Annotated in this window: 25 protein-coding genes; 15 read left to right on the top strand and 10 right to left on the bottom strand. The window is 76.3% G+C overall.

What is annotated here, in order from left to right; all coding sequences use genetic code 11:
- The 4 genes from EJA20_RS13970 to EJA20_RS13955 form a co-directional block, all read left to right on the top strand.
- Window positions 1–903 (top strand): hypothetical protein (locus EJA20_RS13970; RefSeq protein WP_205687508.1); only part of this gene is annotated, 903 nt, incomplete at its 5' end.
- A 10-nt stretch (window positions 904–913) separates the two neighbouring features.
- Window positions 914–2542: a murein biosynthesis integral membrane protein MurJ gene (gene murJ, locus EJA20_RS13965; protein WP_129339028.1), complete on the top strand. Its 1629-nt coding sequence runs from the start codon at window positions 914–916 to the stop codon at window positions 2540–2542.
- A gap of 37 nt (window positions 2543–2579) precedes the next feature.
- The gene (locus tag EJA20_RS13960) at window positions 2580–4331 is read left to right on the top strand and encodes a CTP synthase (protein ID WP_129339026.1); all 1752 of its coding nucleotides are present in this window, start codon (window positions 2580–2582) and stop codon (window positions 4329–4331) included.
- Window positions 4328–4981, top strand: a complete 654-nt coding sequence (locus EJA20_RS13955) for an NUDIX domain-containing protein (protein WP_420836437.1) — start codon at window positions 4328–4330, stop codon at window positions 4979–4981. The genes EJA20_RS13960 and EJA20_RS13955 overlap by 4 nt, the downstream gene beginning before the upstream one ends.
- Before the next feature lie 82 nt (window positions 4982–5063).
- Here EJA20_RS13955 and EJA20_RS13950 read toward each other — a convergent pair whose 3' ends face one another.
- Genes EJA20_RS13950 through EJA20_RS13940 form a run of 3 tightly spaced genes read right to left on the bottom strand, consistent with a single transcriptional unit; the run spans window position 5064 to window position 7865 of the window.
- Window positions 5064–6038: a COX15/CtaA family protein gene (locus tag EJA20_RS13950; protein WP_240675505.1), complete on the bottom strand. Its 975-nt coding sequence runs from the start codon at window positions 6036–6038 to the stop codon at window positions 5064–5066.
- Window positions 6039–6090: 52 nt separating this feature from the next.
- The gene (locus tag EJA20_RS13945; protein ID WP_129339022.1) at window positions 6091–6921 is read right to left on the bottom strand and encodes an ABC transporter permease; all 831 of its coding nucleotides are present in this window, start codon (window positions 6919–6921) and stop codon (window positions 6091–6093) included.
- Window positions 6918–7865 carry an ABC transporter ATP-binding protein gene (locus tag EJA20_RS13940; protein WP_129339020.1) on the bottom strand — a complete coding sequence of 316 codons (948 nt, stop codon included), beginning with the start codon at window positions 7863–7865 and terminating at the stop codon, window positions 6918–6920. The genes EJA20_RS13945 and EJA20_RS13940 overlap by 4 nt, the downstream gene beginning before the upstream one ends.
- Before the next feature lie 158 nt (window positions 7866–8023).
- On the opposite strand from EJA20_RS13940, the gene EJA20_RS13935 reads away from it, so the two are divergent.
- The 9 genes from EJA20_RS13935 (at window position 8024) to EJA20_RS13895 (ending at window position 15756) form a co-directional block, all read left to right on the top strand.
- A complete protein-coding gene (locus tag EJA20_RS13935) occupies window positions 8024–8782 on the top strand; it encodes a helix-turn-helix transcriptional regulator (protein ID WP_129339018.1) in 759 nt (252 codons plus the stop codon).
- Entirely contained in the window at window positions 8779–10221 is a 1443-nt protein-coding gene (gene sufB / locus EJA20_RS13930; protein WP_129339016.1) for a Fe-S cluster assembly protein SufB, read from the top strand. Before EJA20_RS13935 ends, sufB begins: the two co-directional genes overlap by 4 nt.
- On the top strand, window positions 10221–11633 hold the full coding sequence (gene sufD / locus EJA20_RS13925; RefSeq protein WP_129339014.1) for a Fe-S cluster assembly protein SufD: 1413 nt from the start codon (window positions 10221–10223) through the stop codon (window positions 11631–11633). The genes sufB and sufD overlap by 1 nt, the downstream gene beginning before the upstream one ends.
- Window positions 11634–11643: 10 nt before the next feature.
- Window positions 11644–11979 carry a non-heme iron oxygenase ferredoxin subunit gene (locus tag EJA20_RS13920; protein ID WP_129339012.1) on the top strand — a complete coding sequence of 112 codons (336 nt, stop codon included), beginning with the start codon at window positions 11644–11646 and terminating at the stop codon, window positions 11977–11979.
- A 35-nt stretch (window positions 11980–12014) separates the two neighbouring features.
- Window positions 12015–12773, top strand: coding sequence for a Fe-S cluster assembly ATPase SufC (gene sufC, locus EJA20_RS13915; RefSeq protein ID WP_129339010.1), 759 nt, complete (start codon window positions 12015–12017; stop codon window positions 12771–12773).
- A 194-nt stretch (window positions 12774–12967) separates the two neighbouring features.
- Entirely contained in the window at window positions 12968–14290 is a 1323-nt protein-coding gene (locus EJA20_RS13910) for a cysteine desulfurase (protein ID WP_240675506.1), read from the top strand.
- Entirely contained in the window at window positions 14287–14832 is a 546-nt protein-coding gene (gene sufU, locus EJA20_RS13905; RefSeq protein WP_129339008.1) for a Fe-S cluster assembly sulfur transfer protein SufU, read from the top strand. The genes EJA20_RS13910 and sufU overlap by 4 nt, the downstream gene beginning before the upstream one ends.
- Window positions 14829–15155: a metal-sulfur cluster assembly factor gene (locus tag EJA20_RS13900; protein WP_129339006.1), complete on the top strand. Its 327-nt coding sequence runs from the start codon at window positions 14829–14831 to the stop codon at window positions 15153–15155. Before sufU ends, EJA20_RS13900 begins: the two co-directional genes overlap by 4 nt.
- Before the next feature lie 97 nt (window positions 15156–15252).
- Complete coding sequence (locus EJA20_RS13895) at window positions 15253–15756, top strand: hypothetical protein (RefSeq protein WP_129339004.1); 504 nt, start codon at window positions 15253–15255, stop codon at window positions 15754–15756.
- 95 nt (window positions 15757–15851) lie between these two features.
- Here the strand turns inward: EJA20_RS13895 and EJA20_RS13890 are convergent, their stop codons facing one another.
- On the bottom strand, window positions 15852–16808 hold the full coding sequence (locus EJA20_RS13890) for a siderophore-interacting protein (protein ID WP_129339002.1): 957 nt from the start codon (window positions 16806–16808) through the stop codon (window positions 15852–15854).
- A gap of 108 nt (window positions 16809–16916) precedes the next feature.
- Window positions 16917–17801: a KPN_02809 family neutral zinc metallopeptidase gene (ypfJ, locus tag EJA20_RS13885; protein ID WP_129339000.1), complete on the bottom strand. Its 885-nt coding sequence runs from the start codon at window positions 17799–17801 to the stop codon at window positions 16917–16919.
- Window positions 17802–17901: 100 nt separating this feature from the next.
- Between ypfJ and EJA20_RS13880 the strand changes: the two genes are divergently transcribed.
- Window positions 17902–18237, top strand: coding sequence for a DUF6194 family protein (locus EJA20_RS13880; protein WP_129338998.1), 336 nt, complete (start codon window positions 17902–17904; stop codon window positions 18235–18237).
- Here the strand turns inward: EJA20_RS13880 and EJA20_RS13875 are convergent.
- The 5 genes from EJA20_RS13875 to EJA20_RS13855 form a co-directional block, all read right to left on the bottom strand.
- On the bottom strand, window positions 18218–18631 hold the full coding sequence (locus EJA20_RS13875; protein WP_129338996.1) for a VOC family protein: 414 nt from the start codon (window positions 18629–18631) through the stop codon (window positions 18218–18220). The genes EJA20_RS13880 and EJA20_RS13875 overlap by 20 nt on opposite strands.
- A 5-nt stretch (window positions 18632–18636) precedes the next feature.
- Window positions 18637–19059 (bottom strand): helix-turn-helix transcriptional regulator, encoded by a 423-nt coding sequence (locus EJA20_RS13870; RefSeq protein ID WP_129339034.1) that lies wholly within the window; start codon window positions 19057–19059, stop codon window positions 18637–18639.
- Window positions 19060–19127: 68 nt separating this feature from the next.
- Window positions 19128–19760 carry an energy-coupling factor transporter transmembrane component T gene (locus EJA20_RS13865; protein WP_240675504.1) on the bottom strand — a complete coding sequence of 211 codons (633 nt, stop codon included), beginning with the start codon at window positions 19758–19760 and terminating at the stop codon, window positions 19128–19130.
- The gene (locus EJA20_RS13860; RefSeq protein WP_240675503.1) at window positions 19757–20446 is read right to left on the bottom strand and encodes an energy-coupling factor ABC transporter ATP-binding protein; all 690 of its coding nucleotides are present in this window, start codon (window positions 20444–20446) and stop codon (window positions 19757–19759) included. Before EJA20_RS13860 ends, EJA20_RS13865 begins: the two co-directional genes overlap by 4 nt.
- 176 nt (window positions 20447–20622) lie before the next feature.
- A complete protein-coding gene (locus tag EJA20_RS13855) occupies window positions 20623–21282 on the bottom strand; it encodes a biotin transporter BioY (protein WP_129338995.1) in 660 nt (219 codons plus the stop codon).
- A 207-nt stretch (window positions 21283–21489) separates the two neighbouring features.
- On the opposite strand from EJA20_RS13855, the gene EJA20_RS13850 reads away from it, so the two are divergent.
- A complete protein-coding gene (locus EJA20_RS13850) occupies window positions 21490–23088 on the top strand; it encodes an ABC-F family ATP-binding cassette domain-containing protein (RefSeq protein WP_129338993.1) in 1599 nt (532 codons plus the stop codon).
- The last annotated feature ends 174 nt before the right edge of the window (window positions 23089–23262 follow it).

The following is a 23262-nucleotide window of genomic DNA, read 5'->3' as shown; positions in this document are numbered from 1 at the left end:
GGCCGCGGCGCCGCGTGCGCCGCGGGGGGCGCCGACGGGCCGGGGGCGCGCGCGGTGGGCGCGGTGGGCACGGTCGGCACGGCGGGCGACGCTCGGCTCCGGGCAGCCCTCACCGTGGCCGCTGCGGTCGCGGGCGGGCTCGGCGTGCTCGACGACCTCGCCGAGGACCGTTCCGCCGTCGCCAAGGGCCTGCGCGGCCACCTGGGCGCGCTCGCGCGGGGCCGGCTGACGACGGGCGGCGCGAAGGTGCTCGGCATCGGGGCGGGCGGCCTCGTCGCCGGTGCGCTGCTGACCACCGGCCGTGCACCCGGACGGGGCGCGGCCCGGGTCGGTGCCGACGTCGCCACCTCCGGCACCCTCGTCGCGGCCTCGGCGAACCTCGTCAACCTGCTCGACCTGCGGCCGGGACGCGCCGCCAAGGCGGCCGCACTCGTCGCCCTGGCCCTCCTGCCCTCCCGCGCCACGCGCGCGCCCGCCGCCGGGGTGCTCGGGGCTGTCGCGGCGGCGCTGCCGGCCGACCTCCGCGGGCGCGACATGCTCGGCGACGGGGGCGCGAACGCGCTCGGCGCGGTGCTGGGCACGCTCGTCGTGCGCGCGGCCGGTCCGCGGACGCGCGCCGCGGTGCTCGCCGCCCTCGTCGGGCTCACCCTCCTGAGCGAGCGGGTGAGCTTCACCCGCGTCATCGAGCGGACCCCGGTGCTCGACGCGCTCGACCGGTGGGGACGGCCGCCCGTCCAGGCGCGGGGGACGGACGCGGTCCCGCGGCAGGGCGTCGGCGCTCCTGCCGACGTTCCCGTTGACAGGCCCGCCTCCGGGACCGTCGACGGGGACGGGGACGGGGACGGGGACGGGGCGGCCGGGGACGGTCCCGCCGACCGGGGCGCCGCCCCGGACCCGGCGTAGGGGACCCGGGGTGACGGGCGCGCTGCGGCGCGCGCTCCCCGGGCTCGCGGGCGCCGCGGCGCTCATCGCCGGCGTGACCGTCGTCAGCCGCGTCCTGGGCTTCGTGCGCTACCTGGCGCAGGCCGACGGCCTCGGGGCCGGCGCCATCGCCGACGCGTACAACCGCGCGAACCTCCTGCCCAACGTGCTCTTCGAGGTCGCGGCCGGCGGCGCGCTGGCGGGTGCGGTCGTGCCGTTGCTCGCGGGGCCGCTGCGGCGCGGGGACCGGCGCGAGGTCGACGCGGTCGTCTCCGCGGCCGTCGGCTGGACGCTGACCGTGCTCGTGCCGCTCGGGCTCCTGCTCGCCGTGCTGCACGACCCCCTGGCACGGCTCCTCGTCCCCGACGAGGGGTCGGGGCTGCGGGACGTCGTGCGCCTGTTCCTGCTGGTGTTCGCCCCGCAGGTGCCCCTCTACGGGCTCGCGGTGCTGCTCTACGGCGTCCTGCAGGCGCACCGCCGCTTCTTCTGGCCGGCCTTCGCCCCCGTGATGTCCTCCGTCGTCGTCATCACCACCTACCTCGTCTACGGGGCGCTGGCGGCGGGGGAGCAGGACGACCCGGGCACGCTGCCGGACGGCGCCGTCGCGCTGCTCGCCTGGGGCACGACGGCGGGCGTCGCCGCGATGTGCCTGCCCATGCTCGTGCCCGTGCACCGGCTCGGGGTGCGCGTGCGGCCCTCGTGGCGGTTCCCGCCGGGGACGGGGCGCCGTTTCCGCTCGCTGGCGCTCGCCGGGGTGGGGGCCGTGGTGGCCCAGCAGGTCGCCACGCTCGTCGTGCTCGCCGTCACCGCGGCCCGGGGCGGGGACGGCGCGTACACGGTGTGGACCTGGACCTGGCAGGTGTTCCTGCTGCCGTACGCCGTGCTCGTCGTGCCGCTGGCGACGTCGACCTTCCCGCGCCTGTCGGAGCGGTGGTCGGCGGGCGACCGGGACGGGTTCGCGCGGCTCGGGGCGGGCACCACCGCCGCGGTCCTCGCGGCCGCTGCGGCCGGGGCCGCGGCCGTCGCGGCGGCGGCGCCGGGGGTCGCCGTGGTCTTCGCCGCGGTCGCCGACGGCGGTGCGCTCGTCGCCGACGGCATGGTCGTCACGCTGTCCTGGCTGGTCCCGGGGCTCGTCGGCTTCGCCGCCGTCTTCCACGGCTCCCGCACCCTCTACGCCGCCGAGCACGGGCGTGCCGCGGTCGCGACCACCGCGGCGGGCTGGGGCCTCGTCGCGGTGCTGGGGCTGGTGCTGGGCCTGGGGCTCGTGCCGCCCGGGGCACCGCCGACGCAGGTCCTCGTCGCGCTGGCCGCCGCGTCCTCGGCGGGGCTGCTCGCCGGCGGGGCGCTCGTGCTCGGCGCGGTGCGCCGGGTCGCCGGACCCGCCGCCGTGGCCGGCCTCGGGCGCACGGTGGCGGTGCTCGCGCTCGGCGGCGTGCTCGGTGCGGTCGCGGGGCGGTGGGTCACCGACGCGGTCGTCGCCCTCGTCGGGGGCGGGGTCGCCACGGGGGTGGCCGGCGGCGCGGGCGGCGGGCTGGTGGCGCTCCTCGTCGTCGGCGGGGCCGTGGCGCTGCTCGACCGGCGCACGGTGCTGCGGCTCACGCGGCGCGACGGGGCCGGGTAGACCCGGGCGGCCCCGGCCCGCGCTAGAGTGGAAACCCGTGACAGAGCGCGCGCACCGACTCTCCGGGCGGTCGGACTCCCTGACCCGGCACATCTTCGTCACCGGGGGCGTCGCCTCCTCCCTCGGCAAGGGCCTGACCGCGAGCAGCCTGGGGCGCCTCCTGCGCTCGCGCGGCCTGCGGGTCACCATGCAGAAGCTCGACCCGTACCTCAACGTGGACCCCGGGACGATGAACCCGTTCCAGCACGGCGAGGTCTTCGTGACCGAGGACGGGGCCGAGACCGACCTCGACGTCGGCCACTACGAGCGCTTCCTCGACGTGGACCTCCACGGCGCGGCGAACGTGACGACGGGCCAGGTCTACTCCGACGTCATCGCGCAGGAGCGGCGGGGCGAGTTCCTCGGCGACACCGTCCAGGTCATCCCGCACATCACGGACGAGATCAAGCGCCGGATGCGCGAGCAGGCCGGCGAGGGCGTCGACGTCATCATCACCGAGATCGGCGGCACGGTCGGCGACATCGAGTCGCTGCCGTTCCTCGAGGCCGCACGCCAGGTGCGGCACGACCTCGGGCGCGCGAACGTCTTCTTCCTGCACGTCTCGCTCGTGCCGTACATCGGCCCGTCGGGCGAGCTCAAGACGAAGCCGACCCAGCACTCCGTCGCCGCGCTGCGCTCCATCGGCATCCAGCCCGACGCGATCGTCCTGCGCGCGGACCGCGAGGTCCCCGAGCACACGAAGCGCAAGATCGCGCTCATGTGCGACGTCGACGTCGAGGGCGTCGTGACGGCCAAGGACGCGCCGAGCATCTACGACATCCCGCGCGTGCTGCACTCCGAGGGCCTGGACGCCTTCGTCGTGCAGCGCCTGGCCCTGCCCTTCCGGGACGTGGAGTGGCGGCTCTGGGACGGCCTGCTCCAGCGCGTGCACGCGCCGGCGCACCAGGTCGAGATCGCACTCGTCGGCAAGTACATCGACCTCCCCGACGCCTACCTCTCGGTGACGGAGGCGCTGCGCGCCGGCGGCTTCCACCACGACGCGAAGGTCGTCCTGCGCTGGGTGCGCTCCGACGACTGCGACACGCCCGAGGGCGCCGAGCTCGCGCTCGGCGGCGTCGACGCGGTGCTCGTGCCCGGCGGCTTCGGGGTGCGCGGCATCGAGGGCAAGCTCGGCGCGCTGCGCTGGGCGCGCGAGCAGCGCGTCCCCACGCTCGGCATCTGCCTGGGCCTGCAGTGCATGGTCATCGAGTACGCACGCAACGTCCTCGGGCTGCCCGAGGCCTCCTCGACCGAGTTCGACCCCGCCACGCCGGACCCCGTCATCGCCACGATGGAGGAACAGCTCGCGATCGTCGGCGGCGAGGGCGACCTCGGCGGCACGATGCGCCTCGGGGCGTGGGAGGCGGCCCTCGAGCCCGGCTCCATCGTCGCCGGCGTGTACGGCAGCACCCGCGTCTCCGAGCGCCACCGCCACCGGTACGAGGTGAACGAGCGCTACCGCGAGCGCCTGGAGGACGCCGGCCTCGTCGTGTCCGGCGTGCACCCGGAGCGCCGGCTCGTCGAGTTCGTCGAGCTGCCGCGCGAGGTGCACCCGTACTACGTCGCCACCCAGGCCCACCCGGAGTTCAAGTCGCGCCCGACGCGGGCGCACCCGCTGTTCGCCGGGCTCGTGGCCGCGGCGCTCGTGCGCGCCCAGGGCGCGGGCACGGACGTCCCGGCCGGGGGCGACGAGGCCGACGAGACCCTGTCGGCGGACCTGTCCGCCGCCGCGGCCGGCGGCGCCGAGTGACCGCGGACGCTGCCGAGGAGCCTGGGCGCCGGGACCCGGCGCACCTGGCCGACCGCGCCGCGCGGCGCCCCGTCGTCGAGCACGGGGTCGTGCACGAGGGCAAGGTCTTCGACCTCGTCTCGGACACCGTCGACCTCGACGGCAGCCGGGTCGTGCGCGAGTACCTGCGCCACCCGGGCGCGGTCGCGGTCGTCGCGCTGGACGACGAGGAGCGGGTCCTCCTGCTCGACCAGTACCGGCACCCCGTCGGCCAGGAGCTGTGGGAGCCCCCGGCCGGGCTGCTCGACGTGCCGGGCGAGGACCCGGCCGTCGCGGCGGCGCGCGAGCTGGCCGAGGAGGCCGACCTGCGGGCGGGCCGCTGGTGGCGGCTCGTCGAGCTGTTCACCACGCCCGGCGGCTCGAGCGAGCGGATCGTCGTCTTCCTGGCCCGCGACCTCACGCCCGTGCCGGAGGCCGAGCGCCACCACCGGGTCGACGAGGAGGCGACGATGCGGCCCGTCTGGGTGCCGCTGGACGACGCGGTGCTCGGCGTGCTCGAGGGTCGGCTGCGCTGCCCCACGACCGTCAGCGGTGTCCTCGCCGCCGCCGCCGCCCGCGCGCGGGACTGGTCGACGCTCGTCCCCGTCGAGGCCGCGGGCGAGCAGGGCTGAGGCGGGCGGACGGCCGGCGCCGGTCCCGGCCCAGCCAGGTGCGCGCGCGTCCCGGGGCCCGCCCGGCCTCGGGACGCGGCGCTCAGCGCTCGACGAGCTCCGGGGCGGGCGTGGTGCCCGGAGCGACCGGCGCCACGGCGCCCCCGCCGGTGCGGACGCGCGTCGTGCCGTGCAGCCACGTGGTGGCGGCGACGAGGCCGGCCGCGCCCACGAGGTGGAGGTTCACGAGCGCGATCGGCAGCCCGGTGAAGAGCTGCACGTAGCCGATCAGGGCCTGGGCGAGCGTCACGACGAGGAGCCGCGACCCGGCCCGCCGCGTCCGGGCGGCACCGGTGCGCCGCAGGCGGACGAGCAGGGCCGCGAGCAGCCCCACGAACACCCACACCGCCGCGGCGTGCACGCGCGCCACGAGGTAGGGGTCGAGGGCGAAGCGGTAGCCGCGGCTCTCGTCGCCGGAGTGCGGTCCTGCGCCCGTGACGACGACGCCGAGCACGAGGACGACGACGAGGGCGGCCCACAGCGCCCCCACGAGGACCCGCTCCGCGCGCCCGACGAGCGAGGAGGCCGGCGCGTCGCCCTCGTCGTGCCGCAGCAGCAGGTACGCGGACGCGGCGACGAGGACCATCGACAGCAGGAAGTGCGCCCCGACGACGGCGGGGGCGAGGTCGACGAGGACCGAGATGCCGCCGACGACCGCCTGCACGAGGACGCCGACGACCGGCACGAGCCCGAGGCGCCGGTAGGTGGCGGAGCGGCCGCGGTCGCGGAGCACGAGGAGGGCGACGGCGACGGCGACGACGACGAGCGCGAACGTCAGCATCCGGTTGCCGAACTCGATGGCCTGGTGGCCGGGGACCGCGGAGTGGCGCACGGGCACGAAGGAGCCGGGCTCGCACTGGGGCCACGTGGAGCAGCCGAGACCCGAGCCCGTCAGCCGCACGAGGCCGCCCGTGGCGACGATGGCGATCTGCGCGACGAGGTTCGCCACGAGCACCCGGCGGGTCCAGCGCGGCCGCAGACGGTCGAGGAGGGCGGTGCCGGACGCGACGAGGCTCACCGGCCCAGGATACGGGCGCCGCGGCACGCCCCCGCGGCGCCTCGGCGACCTCTCAGCCGGCCCAGCGGAAGAGCCGCGCCGCCGCCGCGCCGAGGACGACGGCCCACCCGGCGAGCACCGCGAGGGGCCCGGCGGCGGCCGTGCCGTCGAGGAGCGCGACCCGCAGCGCCTCCCCGAGCGCGCCCGACGGCAGCCAGGCGGCGACCGCGGCGAGGCCCGCCGGCAGGTCCGCGAGCGGCACGACGACCCCCCCGGCCAGCGCCAGGAGCACGAGCAGCAGGTTCGCCACCGCCAGCACGGCCTCGGCCCGCAGCGTCCCGGCGACGAGGAGCGCGAGGGCGGTGAACGCCGCGGTGCCGAGCGCCGCCGCCAGGAGCGCCGGGCCGGCGCCGGCCACCTCGGGCCGCCACCCCAGCGCCAGCGCCACCGCGCCGAGCACGACGAGCTGCACGACCTCGACCGCGAGGACCGCGAGCACCTTGCCGGCGAGCAGCCCGGAGCGCCCCAGCGGCGTGGTGGCCAGCAGCCGCAGCACGCCGTTGCGCCGGTCGAAGGCGGTGGCGATCGCCTGGGAGGTGAAGGCCGTCGTCATGACGGCGAGGGCCAGCACGCTCGGCGCGAGGACGTCCACGCGCGCGGCGCCGTCCGTGCCGATGCTCACGAGGGTGCTCCGCGTCATGCCGACGAGCAGCAGGGCGGGCAGGACGAGGGTCACGAGGAGCTGCTCGCCGTTGCGGAGCACGGCGCGCGCCTCGAACGCCGCCTGGGCGGCGACGCGGCGCCCGACGGGCGCGGCCCCGGCGGCGGTGGGTGCGGCCGGGCCCGCGGCGGGGCGGGCGGCGGGGTCCGTCGGCGCGGGGTCCGTCGTCGCGGGGTCCGTCATCGCAGGGTCCGTCCCGTGAGGTCGAGGAAGACGTCCTCGAGGGTGCGCCGCCCGACCTCGAGGCTGCCGACGAGCACGTCGCGCCGCGCGAGCTCGGCGGTGACCGCGGCGACCGTGGCGGGGGTGACGGGGCCGGTGACGGTCAGGGTGCCGGCGGCAGGCACGGCGACGGCGAACCCCGGGCCGACGGCGCCGGCCAGGTCGGCCTCGCTCAGCGGGCCGGCGAGGCGCAGCACGAGGGTGCGGTCGTCCGCCGCGGCGGCCCCCGTGCGTCCGGCGGCCGTGGTGAGCTCGGCCACGGACCCCTGCGCCACGACGCGCCCGCCGTCCACGACGACCACGTGGTCGGCGAGGTCCTCGGCCTCGTCCATGAGGTGCGTGGTGAGCACGACCGCGACGCCCTCGCCGCGCAGCTCGCGGACGAGGGACCACACGGCGTGCCGCGCCTGCGGGTCCATGCCGGCGCTGGGCTCGTCGAGGAAGACGAGCTCGGGGCGCCCGACGACGGCCGCGGCGAGGGCCAGGCGCTGGCGCTGGCCGCCGGAGAGGCGACGGACCGTGGTCCCGCCGAAGGCCGCCAGGCCCAGGCGCTCCGTGAGCTCGGCCACGCTGCGCGGCGCGGCGTACATGCGGGCGACGTGGGGGAGCACGTCGCGGGCCCGCGCGCCGCTGGGGAGCCCGCCGTCCTGGAGCATGACGCCCACGCGCGGCCGCAGCCGCGCGCCGTCGCGGGCGGGGTCGAGGCCGAGGACGCGCACGGAGCCGGCGTCGGGGGAGCGCAGGCCCTCGCAGCACTCCACGGTCGTCGTCTTGCCCGCCCCGTTCGGGCCGAGCACGGCCGTGACGGCACCGCGCCGGGCGCTGAGGTCGAGGCCGTCCACGACGGCGCGCCCGCCGTACCGCTTGACCAGGCCGCGGATCTCCACGGCGGGCGTGTCCTGCACAGGCCGGGAGTCTAGGCGTGCGGCGGACGGCCCTCCGACGCCTGTGAGGGGTGGCCCCGGGTGAGGCGCACCTTCCTTGCGGGGATGGATTTCGGCAACAAGGATGTTGCCAAAAGCAGGACCGACCGGTCCGCCGTGTGACGACCCCAGGAGGTGCGATGAGCACGACGCTGCCCGTCGCGCCGCCGGTGTCACCGTCGGTCGCGCCCAGCGCCGTCGACGAGGGCACCCGCCGTCGCGTCCTCGACCTCGTCGCCTCGGCCGGGCCCGTGTCGGCGCCGGAGCTCGCCGAGCGTCTCGACCTCACGTCCGTCGCCGTCCGGCGGCACCTGTCCCTCCTCGAGGGCGCGGGCCAGATCGTCGTGCACGCGGGCACCGCCGGCGGGCCGTCGCGGCGCGGGCGGCCCGCCCGCCGCTGGGTCGCCACCGGGGCCGGGCAGGCCGCGCTGTCCCAGCGCTACTCCGAGCTCGCCGCGCAGGCCCTGCGCTTCCTCGCCCGCACGGGCGGCCCGGCCGCCGTCGAGGCCTTCGCGGAGCAGCGTGCCCGGGACCTCGAGGAGCGCCTGGCGCCCCTCGTCGCCGGCGACGCCCTCCCCGAGCGGGTCGCGGCCGTCGCCGCGGAGCTCACCGCCGACGGGTACGGCGCCACGGTCCGGCCCGGCCCCGGCGGGTCCGCCGCCGTCCAGCTCTGCCAGGGCCACTGCCCCGTGCAGGACGTCGCGCGCGAGTTCCCGCAGCTGTGCGAGGCCGAGGCCCGGGGCTTCTCCCGGCTCCTCGGCGTCCACGTGCAGCGGCTGTCGACGCTCGCCTCCGGCGGCCACGTCTGCACCACGAACGTCCCCCTGACCCCCCGCACGCCCCACGGCACGACCACCGGCACCACCCCGGCGCGACGCACGGAAGGACCGCACGCATGAGCGCTCCCACGCAGGACGCGGCCACGCAGCCGCTCACCCAGGACGAGGCCATCGCCTCGATCGGGACCTACGGCTACGGCTGGCACGACCCGGACTCCGCCGGCGCCACCGCGCGCCGCGGCCTGTCCGAGGAGGTCGTGCGCGACATCTCGGCGCGCAAGAACGAGCCCGAGTGGATGCTGAAGACGCGCCTGAAGGCCCTGCGGCTGTTCGGCAAGAAGCCCATGCCCTCGTGGGGCGCGGACCTGTCGGGCATCGACTTCGACAACATCAAGTACTTCGTGAAGTCCACGGAGAAGCAGGCCACCTCGTGGGAGGACCTGCCCGAGGACATCCGCAACACCTACGACCGTCTCGGCATCCCGGAGGCGGAGAAGCAGCGCCTCGTCGCCGGCGTCGCCGCGCAGTACGAGTCCGAGGTCGTCTACCACCAGATCCAGGAGTCGCTGGAGGCGCAGGGCGTCATCTTCGTCGACACCGACACGGGCCTGCGCGAGTACCCCGAGATCTTCGAGCAGTACTTCGGCTCGGTCATCCCGCCCGGGGACAACAAGTTCGCCGCGCTCAACACGGCCACCTGGTCGGGCGGCTCCTTCGTCTACGTGCCGCCGGGCGTGCACGTCGAGATCCCGCTGCAGGCCTACTTCCGCATCAACACGGAGAACATGGGCCAGTTCGAGCGGACGCTGATCATCGCGGACGAGGGCTCCTACGTGCACTACGTCGAGGGCTGCACGGCGCCGATCTACCAGAGCGACTCCCTGCACTCCGCGGTCGTCGAGATCATCGTCAAGAAGAACGCGCGCGTCCGGTACACGACCATCCAGAACTGGTCGAACAACGTGTACAACCTCGTGACGAAGCGGGCCACGGCCGCCGAGGGCGCCACCATGGAGTGGGTCGACGGGAACATCGGGTCCAAGGTGACCATGAAGTACCCCGCCATCTACCTCATGGGCGAGCACGCCCGCGGCGAGACGCTGTCCATCGCGTTCGCCGGCGAGGGCCAGCACCAGGACGCCGGCTCGAAGATGGTCCACGCGGCGCCGCACACCTCGTCGTCCATCGTGTCGAAGTCCGTGGCGCGCGGCGGCGGTCGCACCTCGTACCGCGGGCTCGTGCAGATCCTCGAGGGCGCGAGCCACTCCGCGTCCAACGTCCTGTGCGACGCGCTCCTCGTCGACCAGATCTCGCGCTCCGACACCTACCCCTACGTCGACGTCCGCGAGGACGACGTGTCGATGGGGCACGAGGCGACGGTCTCCCGCGTGAGCGAGGACCAGCTGTTCTACCTGATGTCCCGGGGCATGCCCGAGACCGAGGCCATGGCCATGATCGTGCGCGGGTTCGTCGAGCCCATCGCCCGCGAGCTGCCCATGGAGTACGCCCTCGAGCTCAACCGCCTCATCGAGCTGCAGATGGAAGGGGCCGTCGGCTGATGACGACCACCACGAACGGACCGGCGGCGCTGCGCGAGACCACCGAGCTCCCCCTGGAGCACGGGGCCGCGATCTCCGACACGGCCCACTCGCACGGCCCGGGCTCCGTCCCGGAGACCTCGCGTGCGGAGCGCCCGACGTCCTTCGACGTCGCGGACTTCGCGGTGCCGAACGGCCGCGAGGAGGAGTGGCGCTTCACCCCGGTCGACCGGATCGCGCCGCTCTTCGCGGGTGCCACGGGCGGCCGCCTCACCGGCCACGGCGTCCTCACCACGGTCGTCGAGGCCCCCGAGGTGCGGGTGGAGGTCGTCGACCGCGACGACGCCCGCCTCGGGACGGCGGGCCGCCCCGGCGACCGCGCGGCCGCCGTCGCCTGGGCGTCCTTCGACCGCGCGACCGTCGTGACGATCCCGCGCGAGGCCGTCGCCTCGCAGGTGACGTCCGTGCGCGTCGAGGGCGTCGAGGGCGCCGGGACGAAGCCGCCGGCCCTGGAGCCGACGGCCTCGCACCTGCTCGTGCACGCGGAGCCGATGTCGCAGGCGACGGTGCTCGTCGACCACGTCGGCCACGCCGCGCTGACCGAGACCGTCGAGATCGTGGCGGAGGACGGCGCGCACCTCACGGTCGTGTCCGTGCAGGACTGGGCCGCGGGCTCGGTGCACACGGCCTCCCACCGCCTGCGCCTGGGCCGCGACGCCACGGTCAAGCACATCGTCGTCACCCTCGGCGGGGACGTCGTGCGCCTCACGCCCGACACGGAGTTCGTCGGCGAGGGCGCCTCGGTGACCAAGCTCGGCCTGTACTTCGCCGACGCGGGCCAGCACCAGGAGCACCGGCTCTTCGTCGACCACTCCGTGCCCAGCTGCGTCTCCCGCGTCACCTACAAGGGCGCGCTGCAGGGCCAGGGCGCGCACACCGTGTGGGTCGGCGACGTGCTCATCCGCGCCGCCGCCGAGGGGACGGACACCTACGAGCTCAACCGCAACCTCGTCCTCACGGACGGCGCGCGGGCGGACTCCGTGCCGAACCTCGAGATCGAGACGGGCGTCATCGAGGGGGCCGGGCACGCCAGCGCCACGGGCCGCTTCGACGACGAGCAGCTGTTCTACCTGCGCGCCCGCGGGATCCCCGAGGCGGACGCGCGCCGGCTCGTCGTGCGCGGCTTCTTCGCCGAGCTCGTCCACGAGATCGGCGTGCCCGAGGTCGAGGAGCGCCTGCTCGCCTCGATCGAGGCCGAGCTCGAGAAGTCCATGAGCGAGCTCGGCGGCGCCGGCCCGTCGGCCGCGGGGACCTCCGCGGACGACACGGCCGACCTGCACGTCGAGGGCTCCGAGCTCGCGGCGACGAGCGTCCCGGCGACGGCCGAGGCGGCCGCCGGTGACGGCGCGCCCGTCGAGCCCGGCCGCGCCTGAGGCGCCGCGCGTGGCCGCACAGCTCGCCTGCCTCGTCTCCGACGTCCCCGTCGCCGGCACGCTCCGCCTCGAGCTCGACCTCGAGGCGGGCGGCCTCGTCGAGGTCGCGATCGTCCGCGACGAGGCCGGGGAGTGGCACGCGATCAGCGACGTCTGCTCCCACGGGGCCGTGTCGCTGTCCGAGGGCGAGGTCGAGGACTGCTCCGTGGAGTGCTGGCTGCACGGGTCGCGCTTCGACCTGCGCAGCGGCGCGCCGCTCAGCCCCCCGGCCGTCCGCCCCGTGCCCGTCTACCCCGTGACGGTGGACGGCGACCGCGTCCTCGTCGACGTCGACGCGCCCCTCTGACCTCCCTGCACGCCTGCCCCCCGAGGAGAACCCCCATGTCCACCCTGGAGATCCGCGACCTGCACGTCAGCGTCGAGACGAAGGAGGGCGCCAAGCCCATCCTGCGCGGCGTCGACCTGACCATCGGCAGCGGCGAGACCCACGCCATCATGGGCCCGAACGGGTCCGGCAAGTCCACGCTGGCCTACTCCATCGCCGGCCACCCCAAGTACACGATCACGAGCGGCACCGTGACGCTCGACGGCGAGGACCTGCTGGCCCTCTCCGTCGACGAGCGCGCCCGCGCCGGCCTCTTCCTCGCCATGCAGTACCCGGTCGAGGTGCCCGGCGTGTCCGTGTCGAACTTCCTGCGCACCGCGAAGACCGCCATCGACGGCCAGGCGCCGCCGCTGCGCACGTGGGTGAAGGACGTCCGCTCGGCCATGGACAACCTGCGCATGGACAGCACGTTCGCCGAGCGCTCCGTCAACGAGGGCTTCTCCGGCGGCGAGAAGAAGCGCCACGAGATCCTCCAGATGGAGCTCCTCAAGCCGCGGTTCGCGATCCTCGACGAGACCGACTCCGGCCTCGACGTCGACGCGCTGCGGATCGTGTCCGAGGGCGTGAACCGGGCGAAGGCCTCCTCCGAGATCGGCGTCCTGCTCATCACGCACTACACGCGGATCCTGCGCTACATCCAGCCCGACTTCGTGCACGTCTTCGTCGACGGCAAGGTCGCCGAGGAGGGCGGGCCCGAGCTGGCCGAGCGCCTCGAGAACGAGGGCTACGACCGTTTCCTCACCGCGGCGGTCTGACGCGACGGCCGCCGGGCTCCCGGGCCCGGCGGCCGCACCGCACTGCACCGCTCCGCTCCGCCCCGCACCACGGCACCACGCGAGCACCGGACGAAGGGCCTGACGTGACCACGACGATCGACGCGACGACACCACCGGTGGGCGACGCGACGCACGCGGCCGGGACGGACGCGACGGCCCCGCCGCGCCGGCACCTGTCCGCCGGCGAGCTCGCCGCGGTGCGCGCCGACTTCCCGCTGCTGCAGCGCACCCTCCGCGACGGCCGCCGGCTCGTGTACCTCGACACCGGCGCCACGTCCCAGAAGCCCGACGTGGTGCTCGACGCGGAGCAGGACTTCTACACGCAGCGCAACGCCGCCGTGCATCGCGGGGCGCACCAGCTCGCCGAGGAGGCGACGGAGGCCTTCGAGACCGCGCGGGAGCAGGTGGCCCGCTTCGTCGGCGCGGACGCCGACGAGATCGTGTGGACCTCCAACGCCACGGCGGCGATCAACCTCGTCGCGTACGCGATGTCGAACGCGTCCCTCGGGCGCGGCGGCGACGCGGCCCGGCGCTTCGCCCTGGCGCCCGGCGACGAGATCGTCGTGACGGAGGCCGAGCACCACGCGAACCTCGTGCCGTGGCAGGAGCTCGCCGCCCGGACGGGCGCGACGCTGCGCTGGATCGGCGTCGACGACGACGGGCGGCTGCGGCTCGACGAGCTCGCCACCGTCGTCACGGAGCGCACGAAGGTGCTCGCCTTCACGCACGCCTCGAACGTCACCGGCGCCGTCACGCGCGTCGCGCCGTTCGTCGCCCGCGCGCGGGAGGTCGGCGCCCTCACGGTGCTCGACGCCTGCCAGTCCGTGCCGCACATGCCCGTGGACCTGCACGCCCTCGGCGTCGACTTCGCGGCCTTCTCCGGGCACAAGATGCTCGGCCCCACGGGGGTCGGCGCGCTCTACGGCCGGCGCGAGCTGCTCGCGGCGATGCCGCCGGTCACCACGGGCGGCTCCATGGTCGAGGTCGTGACGATGGCGGGGACCACCTACGCGCCGCCGCCGCAGCGCTTCGAGGCCGGCACGCAGATGGTGTCGCAGGCCATCGGCATGGGCGCGGCCGCCACCTACCTCGCCGAGCTCGGGATGGACGCCGTCGAGGCGCACGAGCAGACGCTGACGCAGCTCCTGCTCGACGCGGTCGCCTCGGTGCCCGGGGTGCGGCTGGTCGGCCCGGCGGACGCCCGCGAGCGGCTGGCGACGGTGGCGTTCGTCGTCGACGGCGTGCACGCCCACGACGTGGGTCAGGTGCTCGACGACGCCGGGGTGGCCGTGCGGGTGGGCCACCACTGCGCGCAGCCCCTGCACCGCCGGTTCGGGGTCGCCGCGACCGCGCGCGCCACGGCCGGCGTCTACACCTCCGCCGAGGACGTCGAGGCGTTCCGGGAAGCACTGGCGGGGGTCCGGACGTTCTTCGGTCTGGAGAGCGCGCCCGGGGTCCCGGGCGGCGCCGCCGGCAAGGGGACGGGAGCACGATGAGCACGGGCTCGATGGAGCAGCTGTACCAGCAGGTCATCCTCGACCACGCGAAGTTCCCGCACGGCCGGGGCCTGCCGACGGACGGCCTCGGGCCCGCCGGGGCGTCCGCGACCGCCGTCGTCGACCACGGGACCTGCGCGGCGCAGTCCCACCAGGTGAACCCCACCTGCGGCGACGAGGTCACCCTCCGCGTCGACCTCGACACCTCCGGCGCCGCGCCGGTCGTCTCCGACGTCCGCTGGGAGGGCCAGGGCTGCTCCATCTCCCAGGCGTCGGTCTCCGTGCTGCACGACCTCGTGGTGGGCGCCGACCTCGCGCGCGTCGACGAGCTGGGCCGCCACTTCCGCCTCCTCATGTCGAGCCGCGGCGCGGGCGTCGACGAGGCAGTCGAGGAGGACCTCGGCGACGCCGCCGCCTTCACGGGCGTCTCGCGCTACCCCGCGCGCATCAAGTGCGCGCTCCTGGGCTGGTCGGCCCTCAACGACGCCCTCATCCGCACCGGCGCCACCGCGCCGGCCACCCCCACGAAGGAGACGGCATGACCACCGAGTCCGTGGCCGGTCCGACGGCCGCCGACGTCGAGGAGGCCCTCCACGACGTCATCGACCCCGAGCTCGGCATCAACGTCGTCGACCTGGGCCTCGTCTACGGCGTCGCGCTCGACGGCGGCACCGCCGTCATCGACATGACGCTGACGTCGGCGGCCTGCCCGCTGACCGACGTCATCGAGGACCAGTCGGCGCAGGCGCTCGACGGGATCGTCGACGGCTTCCGCATCAACTGGGTGTGGATGCCGCCGTGGGGCCCCGAGAAGATCACGCCCGACGGGCGCGAGCAGATGCGGGCCCTCGGCTTCAACATCTGAGCCGCACGGGCGGGGCAGCCCCCGTCCCCGCAGCACCACCGGACCGCCCGGCGCCGTCGATGGCGCCGGGCGGTCCCGTGCTGCCAGGATCGCGCCCGTGACGCACCCCTCCGCCGCCGGCCCGGACGACGACGACCTCGACCACGACGTCGACGGCCCCGACCGGACCGCCGTGCTGCCCGACGACGCCGTGACGCGGGCGCTCGACGAGCTGGCCGCGAAGCTGGCCCGCGACCTGCGGGGCGTGGCCGACGTCGAGACGGACGCCGTCCGCGGGACGGCGTCGTGCGACGTCCTGCCGCACCGGGCCGGAGCGCTCGGCGTGTGGTGGGTGCACGACGCCGAGAGCCTCGAGGTCGGCGTCGGTGAGGCCGGTGGCTGGGAGGTCGGGCGCGACGCCGCGGGCCTCGCGCGCGCCACGCACGTCGTGTGGGCCGCGGTCCACGGCCGGGTGCGGGTCTGTCTCACGCCGCGCCGCACCCGGTACGCGGTGGACCTGCCGGACGGGAGCACGCTCGTCGACGAGCGCCGTCGTCCGGCGGCCGCGCTCCTGCGCGGGCCCTGGCGCGTCCCCGCCCACGACGCCCCCGCCTACCGCTGACCGGGCACGGCAGGGCACGGCAGGGCACGGCAGGGCACGGCCGGGCACGGCCGGGCGCGGCCACCGGCCGGTGAGCCGGCGCGCCGACCCGGGTGTCAGTTGAGCTCGGCCCGGCCCTCGCGCCAGTAGCCCATGAACGCGACGGCCTTGCGGTCGACGCCGCACGTGCCGACGAGGTGCCGCCGCAGCGTCTTGATGGCGCAGGCCTCGCCGGCGAGCCAGGCGTAGAGCGCGGCCGAGTGCTGCAGCGGGGCGCCCGTGTCGTCGACCGGCACCTCCCAGAGCATGCCGGAGTCGACGTCGACGTCCTCGAGGGCCAGCGCGTCGGGCACCGGTGCCTCGCCCGGCATGAGGCGCGCGCACGCCGCCTGGACGGCGGGCACGAGGCGGGCGCCGTGGGCCGCGCCGTCGCGGGGCAGCCAGCGGACGGTGACACCGGCCGGCGCGTCGAGCGGGATCTCGTCGCCGCGTACGGGCACCTCGAGGATCGCCTCGCCGCGGGCGTCCCGGGGCAGGCGCTCGAGGACGGAGCAGATGGCGGGGACGGCGGTCTCGTCGCCGGCGAGCAGCAGCCGGTCGGCGCGCGGCGGCGGGACGAAGTCGACGCCGCCGTGCGGGCCGTCCCACAGCGCGTCGGGGCCGCAGATGACGAGGGGGTCGCCCGGACGGGCGGCGCCGGCCCAGCGGGAGGCCGGGCCGAGGTCGCCGTGCAGGACGACGTCGACGTCGACCTCGCGGGCGGCCTGGCGCACGGCGCGCACCGTGTACGTGCGGATGGGGTGCCGCGCCCCGTCGGGCAGGTCGCGCCACTGGGCGTACCAGTCGCCGCCGCGGGGGAGCGTCTCGTACCCGCGGTCGGGCAGCGGCAGGAAGAACTTGATGCGCTGGTCGAAGCCGTTGTCCGCGAACTCGTGGAGGTCGGCGCCCGTGAAGGTCAGGCGCCGGAAGCTCGGGCAGAGCTGCGTGACCCGCGCCACCTCGACGTCGAACAGACGGAACGACGAACGGGAGGGGGTGGCGGCGGGGGCGGCGACGGCCGTCTCTGCGGTCATGAGACCAACCTACGTTGAGGTAAGCCTTACCTCAACCATCGCTCGTCGATCGCCGGTGTGAGCACGGACTCCTCACAGCAGGACGCAAGCGCCTGAGCGGGCGTGCCGTCAGGGCTGCGCGACCGCGAAGGTGTCGCAGGCGTCGAGGCTGCCCTGCTCGTAGCCCGTCGTGAACCACGTCTGCCGCTGCTCGCTCGACCCGTGCGTCCAGGAGTCCGGGTTCACCTGGCCCCCCTGCGCCTGGATGCTGTCGTCACCGACGGCCGCCGCGGCGTCCAGCGCGTTGCGCAGCTGCTCGGCGGTGATCGGCTCGAGGAACGTGACGCCCGTGTCGGGGTCGACGGTGGTCGCGGCGTCGCCGACGAACATCCCGGCGTAGCAGTCGGCCTGGAGCTCCAGCCGCACGGAGTCCGAGCCTTCGCCCGTGCCGCTGCGGTCGGCCGAGGCGAAGGTCCCCAGGACGTTCTGCAGGTGGTGCCCGTACTCGTGCGCCGTCACGTAGATCTCGGCGAGGGGGCCGTCGCTCGCGCCGAACCGGGAGGCGAGCAGGTCGTAGAAGCCGAGGTCGAGGTAGATCGTCTGGTCCGGCGGGCAGTAGAACGGGCCCGTGCTGGCCGAGGCCGCCCCGCACCCGGTGTCGGTCGCCCCCTCGAAGCTCTCGACCCCGGGGATCTGCGCCCCGAGCCGCTCGAGCTCCGGCTGCCAGTACTCGTCGAGGGCCTGCGCGGTCGCGGAGAGGCGGCACGTGCGGTCGGTGTTGGCCTGCTCGGCGGTGCAGCTGCCCACGTCCTCGACCTGCGCCGCGCCGCCGGTGCCGCCCCGGCCCCCGGTGAGCATGCTGCCCACGTCGCCGCCGAAGAGCAGCGCCAGCACCAGCACGACGAGGCCGCCGGCACCACCGCCGACGGCCAGGCCGCGGCCGCCGCCGCGACCGCCGCCGCGGCTCTGGCGCACGCGGCCGCCCTCGAACTGCCCGCCCTGCTGGAACGTCATGGCGCGAGCGTAGGACCGGGCCCGGTGCCCCGCGCGGGGGCGCCGCGCGCGGCCGACGGGCACCGGGCGTCCCGGCGTCGGCGCCGGGCATCCTGAGGTCGTGGACCTCGACGACGTCATCGCCCTCGTGTCCGGCTGGGACGGCGTGCGCACCTGGCGCCCCGGCCCCGGGGACGGCTCGCCCGAGATCGCCCGGGGCGACGTGTTCTTCCTCGACGACCCCCACCCGGTGCACGCCGGCGCCGGGTGGCTGGCGGTCGTCTGCCCCGGCCCGGCCGGCGACGCGGAGACCTGCGAGCTGCTCGAGCGGTCGTGCCGGTCCGCCCGCGCGCGCGGAGCGGCGCCGGGCCGCCGGCACGGGCCCCCTGGCGTCCTCGGGGGCCGAGGACGCCGCCGCCGACGGGGGGTGAGCGGCGTCAGCGGCGCGGCTGGTTGAACCGCAGCATGTTGCCCGCCGGGTCGCGGAACGCGCAGTCCCGGACGCCGTAGGGCTGGTCGACGGGCTCCTGCAGCACGTCCGCCCCGGAGGCGAGCACCCGCTCGAAGAGGGCGTCGACGTCGTCCGTGCGGAAGATGACGCCGCGGAGCAGACCCTTGGCGAGGAGCTCGGCCATCGTCCGGCGGTCCTCGGGGGACGCGCCGGGGTCGGCCAACGGCGGCTCGAGCACGAGGTCGACGTCCGGCTGCGCCGGCGAGCCGACGGTGACCCACCGCATGCCCTCGAAGCCGACGTCGTTGCGCACCTCGAACCCCAGCACGTCCCGGTAGAAGGCGAGCGCGGCCTCGTGGTCGTCGACGGCGAGGAAGCACTGCGCGACGGTGATGTCCATGCCCGTCACGCTAGGGCCGGTGCGTCGGCCGGCGCTTTTCCGTTCCTGACCGGTCGCGTCCGGCTCTTGGCGATGCACGGCGGGACGGCCGCGGCGGCGGCGTGGTCCCGGGCCCGGTAGGCGCTCGGGCTCTCCCCGACGAGCTCGGTGAACCGCGAGCTGAACGACCCGAGCGAGGAGAAGCCGACCGCGACGCACGCCTCCGTGACGCTGACGTCGCCCCGCCGCAGCAGCGCCTTGGCCCGCTCGATGCGGCGGGTGCTGAGGTGGCCGTACGGCGTCTCGCCGAAGGCGGCGCGGAAGCTGCGGGAGAAGTGGCCGGGGGACATGTGCGCCTCGCGCGCCAAGGCAGGCACGTCGAGCGGCTCCGCGTAGTCGCGGTCCATCCGGTCGCGCGCCCGTCGCAGCCGCACGAGGTCCTCGAGCATCACGGCCCCAGCGTCCCACGGCGGGCGCGGCCGGTGGGGGCGGCTCCGGCGGCCGGCGACCGAGGTGCTCAGTCCTCGCCGAGGCCCCGGGCGGCGAGCGCCTCGCCGGTCGCCCGGGCGGAGGCCACCGCGCGCAGGGCCGCGGGCACGACGAGGGCCCGCGGGTCCCGCTCCAGGCCCCGCGCCCGCGCCGCGTCCCGGGTCTCGAGCGTCGTCGTCACCAGCAGCGGGATCGTCCGCAGCGTCAGCGCGACGGCGAGGGCGACCGTGGCCGGCGCGAGCCCGACGTGCCGCAGGGGACGGGCGAGCCGGACGAGCACGTCGACGAGGGCGTCCGTCCGCGTCGTCGACGCGACCACCAGCGCGGCCAGCACGAGCGCGAGCAGGTCGGCCGCCACCTCGACCGCGTGCGCCGGGCCCCGCGTGAGCACCGCCCATCCGGCCGCCAGGGCCGCGACCACGAGCGCGGGCCGGAGCGCGTGCAGGGTCCGGCGTGCGGCCAGCCCCGCCACCGCGTGGGCGATCGCGGCCGCGGCGAGCAGCACGAGGGCGCCCACCGGGCCGCGCAGGACGACCGTCAGCAGGCCGGTGACGAGCAGCCCGACGAGGGCGGCGCCCGCCGGCAGCCGGTGCATCGGCGAGCGCCCCGGCACGTACGCCCCGACGGGTCCGGACCACGTCGGGCGCAGGGGGCCGCTCACGGGCCCGTCCTCGCGCCGGGCACGCCGCCGCCCTCGCCCGGCAGGGGCGCGGCGCACACCACGTCCCGGTAGTACGCGACCCCCTCGGCCGCCGCCCCGTCGAAGACCACCCGCCCCTCGTCGACGACGAGCACCCGGTCCGCGCGGGACGCGGCCTCCAGGTCGTGCGTGACGACGACGACGCGCTGGGGCAGGGAGGCGAGCAGCCCGTCCACGTGGCGCCGCCACCGCAGGTCGAGCAGCGTCGTCGGCTCGTCGCACACGAGCAGCTCCGGCTCGACGGCGAGCACCCCGGCGAGCGCGAGGAGCTGGCGCTGCCCGCCCGAGAGCGCGTGGACGGGGGTGTCCGCGCGGTCGGCGAGCCCGAAGCGGGCGAGGATCTCCCGGGCCCGCGCGTCGCGCGCGGCCGCCGTGAGGCGGTGCCGTCGCAGGGACAGCGCGACGTCCTCCAGCGGCGTGGGCAGGACGACCTGGGCGCCGGGGTCCGTCAGCAGGAAGCCCACGCGCCGGCGCACCGCCGGGCCGTCGGTGGCCGTGTCCAGCCCGTCGACGAGGACGCGCCCGCTGCTGGGCAGCACGAGCCCGTTGAGCAGCCGCGCCAGCGTCGACTTGCCGGACCCGTTGGCCCCCACCACGGCGACGCGCCGCTCCGTGAGCACGAGCGACACCGGGCCCAGCAGCCGCACGACCGGGGCGTCGGCCGCCGCGGACGTGCAGGCGGTGACCGTGACGTCGCGCAGCTCGACGGTGCCGCTGCCGCCGGCGCCGCTGGTGGCGTCGCCGGCCGTGACCCCGGCGGGGCTGCGGGCGTCCCTCGTCGCGCCGCTGCCCGCCGCCGGGCCGGGCCCCGCGGACCCGCCCGTCAGCGCCGCCGGCCCGGGCGCAGGTCGGGGAACGCCCGCAGGACGGCCGTCGCGACGACCGCCGCGAGGACGACCTTCACGGCGTCCCCGGGGACGAAGGCGAGGTCCAGCGCCAGCGCCTCGCGCCACCCGGTGCCCAGGCGCACCGCCAGCCCGGCGACGCCCGCCGGGTGGTTCACCAGCAGCGTCCCGACGAGGCCCGCGACGACGAGCAGCGGCAGCGGCCGGCGCCGCCGCCACGCGGGCAGGGCGAGGGCCCCGGCGACGAGCGCCAGCAGGGGGAAGGACAGGAGGTAGCCCACGCTCGCCTTGCCGAGCACCCCGACGCCCCCGGTCCCCTCGGCGAAGACGGGCAGCCCCGCGAGCCCGAGGGCCAGGTACAGCAGCACGGCGAGCGCGCCGCGGACGGGCCCGAGCACGAGCCCCGCGAGGACGACCGCGAAGGTCTGCAGCGTGAGGGGCACGCCGAACGGCAGCGGCACCGCCGGGACCACCGAGCAGACGACGACGAACGCCGCGAAGGTCGTCACCAGGGCCAGGTCGGACGCGAGGGTGCGGGGCCGGGCGACGGGGCGCGGCAGCGGCGCGGGACCTGCCGCGAGGGGCACGTCCAGCGGCACGGCGGGGCCGTCGGCGCGGTCCGGGGTGCGGGGCGGCATGGGCGTCAACGTAGCCCGTCCTACACTGGGGACCCGTTGGTGCCCGCGACCAGGATCGGCCCGTGCCCGTGGTGCGGTTCCGCCAGGGACGCGTCGGCGCCCACGGCGAGCCCCCGACCCCCCGCGTGCCCACGGACCCCCGTGCCCGCGGGGAGGGGCCGCCGCCACCTGCCGGACCACGGCCGTCCCCACGGCCCGAGGAGTGCTGTGATCGTCGCCCAGGCCGTCGAGATGCGCATCGGCGCCCGCGTGCTGCTCGAGCCCACGTCCTTCCGCGTCGCCGCGGGGGACCGCATCGGCCTCGTCGGCCGCAACGGCGCGGGCAAGACCACGCTGACCAAGACGCTGGCGGGGGAGACGCAGCCCTCCGGCGGCAGCATCTCCCGCAGCGGCGAGGTCGGCTACCTCCCGCAGGACCCCTCCAGCGGCGACCTCGAGCAGCTCGCGCTCGACCGGGTCCTGTCCGCCCGCGGCCTCGACGAGATCCTGCGCGCGATGCGCCGCACGGAGGCGGAGATGGCCGACCCGGACCCGAAGGTCCACGAGCGCGCCATGGAGCGGTACCCCAAGCTCGAGGCGCGCTTCACCGCGGGCGGCGGCTACGCGGCGGAGAGCGAGGCGCACCGGATCACGGCGAACCTGGCGCTCGACGACCGGGTGCTCGGGCAGACGCTCGGGACGCTGTCCGGCGGCCAGCGCCGCCGCGTCGAGCTGGCGCGGATCCTCTTCTCCGGTGCCGACACGCTGCTGCTCGACGAGCCGACGAACCACCTCGACGCGGACTCCATCGCCTGGCTGCGCGACTACCTCAAGGCCTACGCGGGCGGCTTCGTCGTCATCAGCCACGACGTCGCGCTCCTGCGCGCCACCGTGAACAAGGTCTTCCACCTGGACGCGAACCGCAGCCAGCTCGACCAGTACAGCCTGGGCTGGGACGCCTACCTCCAGCAGCGCGAGACCGACGAGAAGCGCCGCCGGCGCGAGCGCGCCAACGCCGAGAAGAAGGCGGGCGTGCTGCTCGCCCAGGCGGCCAAGATGGGCGCGAAGGCGACGAAGGCGGTCGCCGCCCAGAACATGGCCCGCCGCGCCGAGCGCCTGCTCTCCGGGCTCGACGAGGTGCGCGTCCAGGACAAGGTCGCGCGCCTGCGCTTCCCCGACCCGGCGCCCTGCGGGAAGACGCCCATCACCGCGGCCGACCTGTCGAAGTCGTACGGCTCGCAGGAGGTCTTCACGGGCGTCGACCTGGCGATCGACCGCGGGTCGAAGGTCGTCGTCCTCGGGCTCAACGGCGCGGGCAAGACGACCCTGCTGCGCATCCTCGGCGGCATCGAGGACCCCGACACGGGCCAGGTGCGCCCCGGGCACGGCCTCAAGCTGGGCTACTACGCCCAGGAGCACGAGACGCTCGACCTCGACCGCACCGTGGTGGAGAACCTGCGCTCGGCCGCCCCGGACCTCACGGACACGCAGGTCCGATCCGTCCTCGGCTCGTTCCTCTTCTCCGGCGACGACGCGGACAAGCCCGCCCGCGTGCTCTCCGGCGGCGAGAAGACGCGCCTCGCGCTCGCGGCCCTCGTCGTCTCGGCGGCGAACGTGCTGCTGCTCGACGAGCCGACGAACAACCTCGACCCGGCGTCCCGCGAGGAGATCCTCGCCGCGCTGCGGGGCTACCAGGGCGCCGTGGTGCTCGTCAGCCACGACGAGGGCGCCGTGGCGGCGCTCGACCCCGAGCGCGTGCTGCTCCTGCCCGACGGCGACGAGGACCTCTTCGGCCCGGACTACCTGGACCTCATCACCCTCGCCTGAGCGCCGGCCGGCCGGGCCCGTCGCCGCCGGACCGTCGTGGACCCGGCCGCGGACGGCCCGCGGTCAGCGGCGCTCGCGCAGCTGCGCCTCCACGAGCGCGTCCTCCTCGACCTCCGCGCGGCCCCGTCGGCGCGGGGCGCGGCGCGCGCCGAGCGGGGCGGGCTCCCGCGGCGC

The sequence above is a fragment of the Cellulomonas endophytica genome, assembly GCF_004123805.1.
Taxonomy (GTDB): domain Bacteria; phylum Actinomycetota; class Actinomycetes; order Actinomycetales; family Cellulomonadaceae; genus Cellulomonas; species Cellulomonas endophytica.
Note: the sequence above shows the minus strand (reverse complement) of the source record. Positions and strands in the feature narration are given on the sequence as shown.

What these genes read in the sequence shown, in the direction of transcription:
- EJA20_RS13945 (WP_129339022.1), bottom strand. Translation starts at nt 6,921, where the DNA reads ATGACGGACCCCGCGACGACGGACCCCGCGCCGACGGACCCCGCCGCC.
- EJA20_RS13935 (WP_129339018.1), top strand. Translation starts at nt 8,024, where the DNA reads ATGAGCACGACGCTGCCCGTCGCGCCGCCGGTGTCACCGTCGGTCGCG.
- sufB (WP_129339016.1), top strand. Translation starts at nt 8,779, where the DNA reads ATGAGCGCTCCCACGCAGGACGCGGCCACGCAGCCGCTCACCCAGGAC.
- sufD (WP_129339014.1), top strand. Translation starts at nt 10,221, where the DNA reads ATGACGACCACCACGAACGGACCGGCGGCGCTGCGCGAGACCACCGAG.
- sufC (WP_129339010.1), top strand. Translation starts at nt 12,015, where the DNA reads ATGTCCACCCTGGAGATCCGCGACCTGCACGTCAGCGTCGAGACGAAG.
- sufU (WP_129339008.1), top strand. Translation starts at nt 14,287, where the DNA reads ATGAGCACGGGCTCGATGGAGCAGCTGTACCAGCAGGTCATCCTCGAC.
- EJA20_RS13900 (WP_129339006.1), top strand. Translation starts at nt 14,829, where the DNA reads ATGACCACCGAGTCCGTGGCCGGTCCGACGGCCGCCGACGTCGAGGAG.
- EJA20_RS13890 (WP_129339002.1), bottom strand. Translation starts at nt 16,808, where the DNA reads ATGACCGCAGAGACGGCCGTCGCCGCCCCCGCCGCCACCCCCTCCCGT.
- ypfJ (WP_129339000.1), bottom strand. Translation starts at nt 17,801, where the DNA reads ATGACGTTCCAGCAGGGCGGGCAGTTCGAGGGCGGCCGCGTGCGCCAG.
- EJA20_RS13875 (WP_129338996.1), bottom strand. Translation starts at nt 18,631, where the DNA reads ATGGACATCACCGTCGCGCAGTGCTTCCTCGCCGTCGACGACCACGAG.
- EJA20_RS13870 (WP_129339034.1), bottom strand. Translation starts at nt 19,059, where the DNA reads ATGCTCGAGGACCTCGTGCGGCTGCGACGGGCGCGCGACCGGATGGAC.
- EJA20_RS13855 (WP_129338995.1), bottom strand. Translation starts at nt 21,282, where the DNA reads ATGCCGCCCCGCACCCCGGACCGCGCCGACGGCCCCGCCGTGCCGCTG.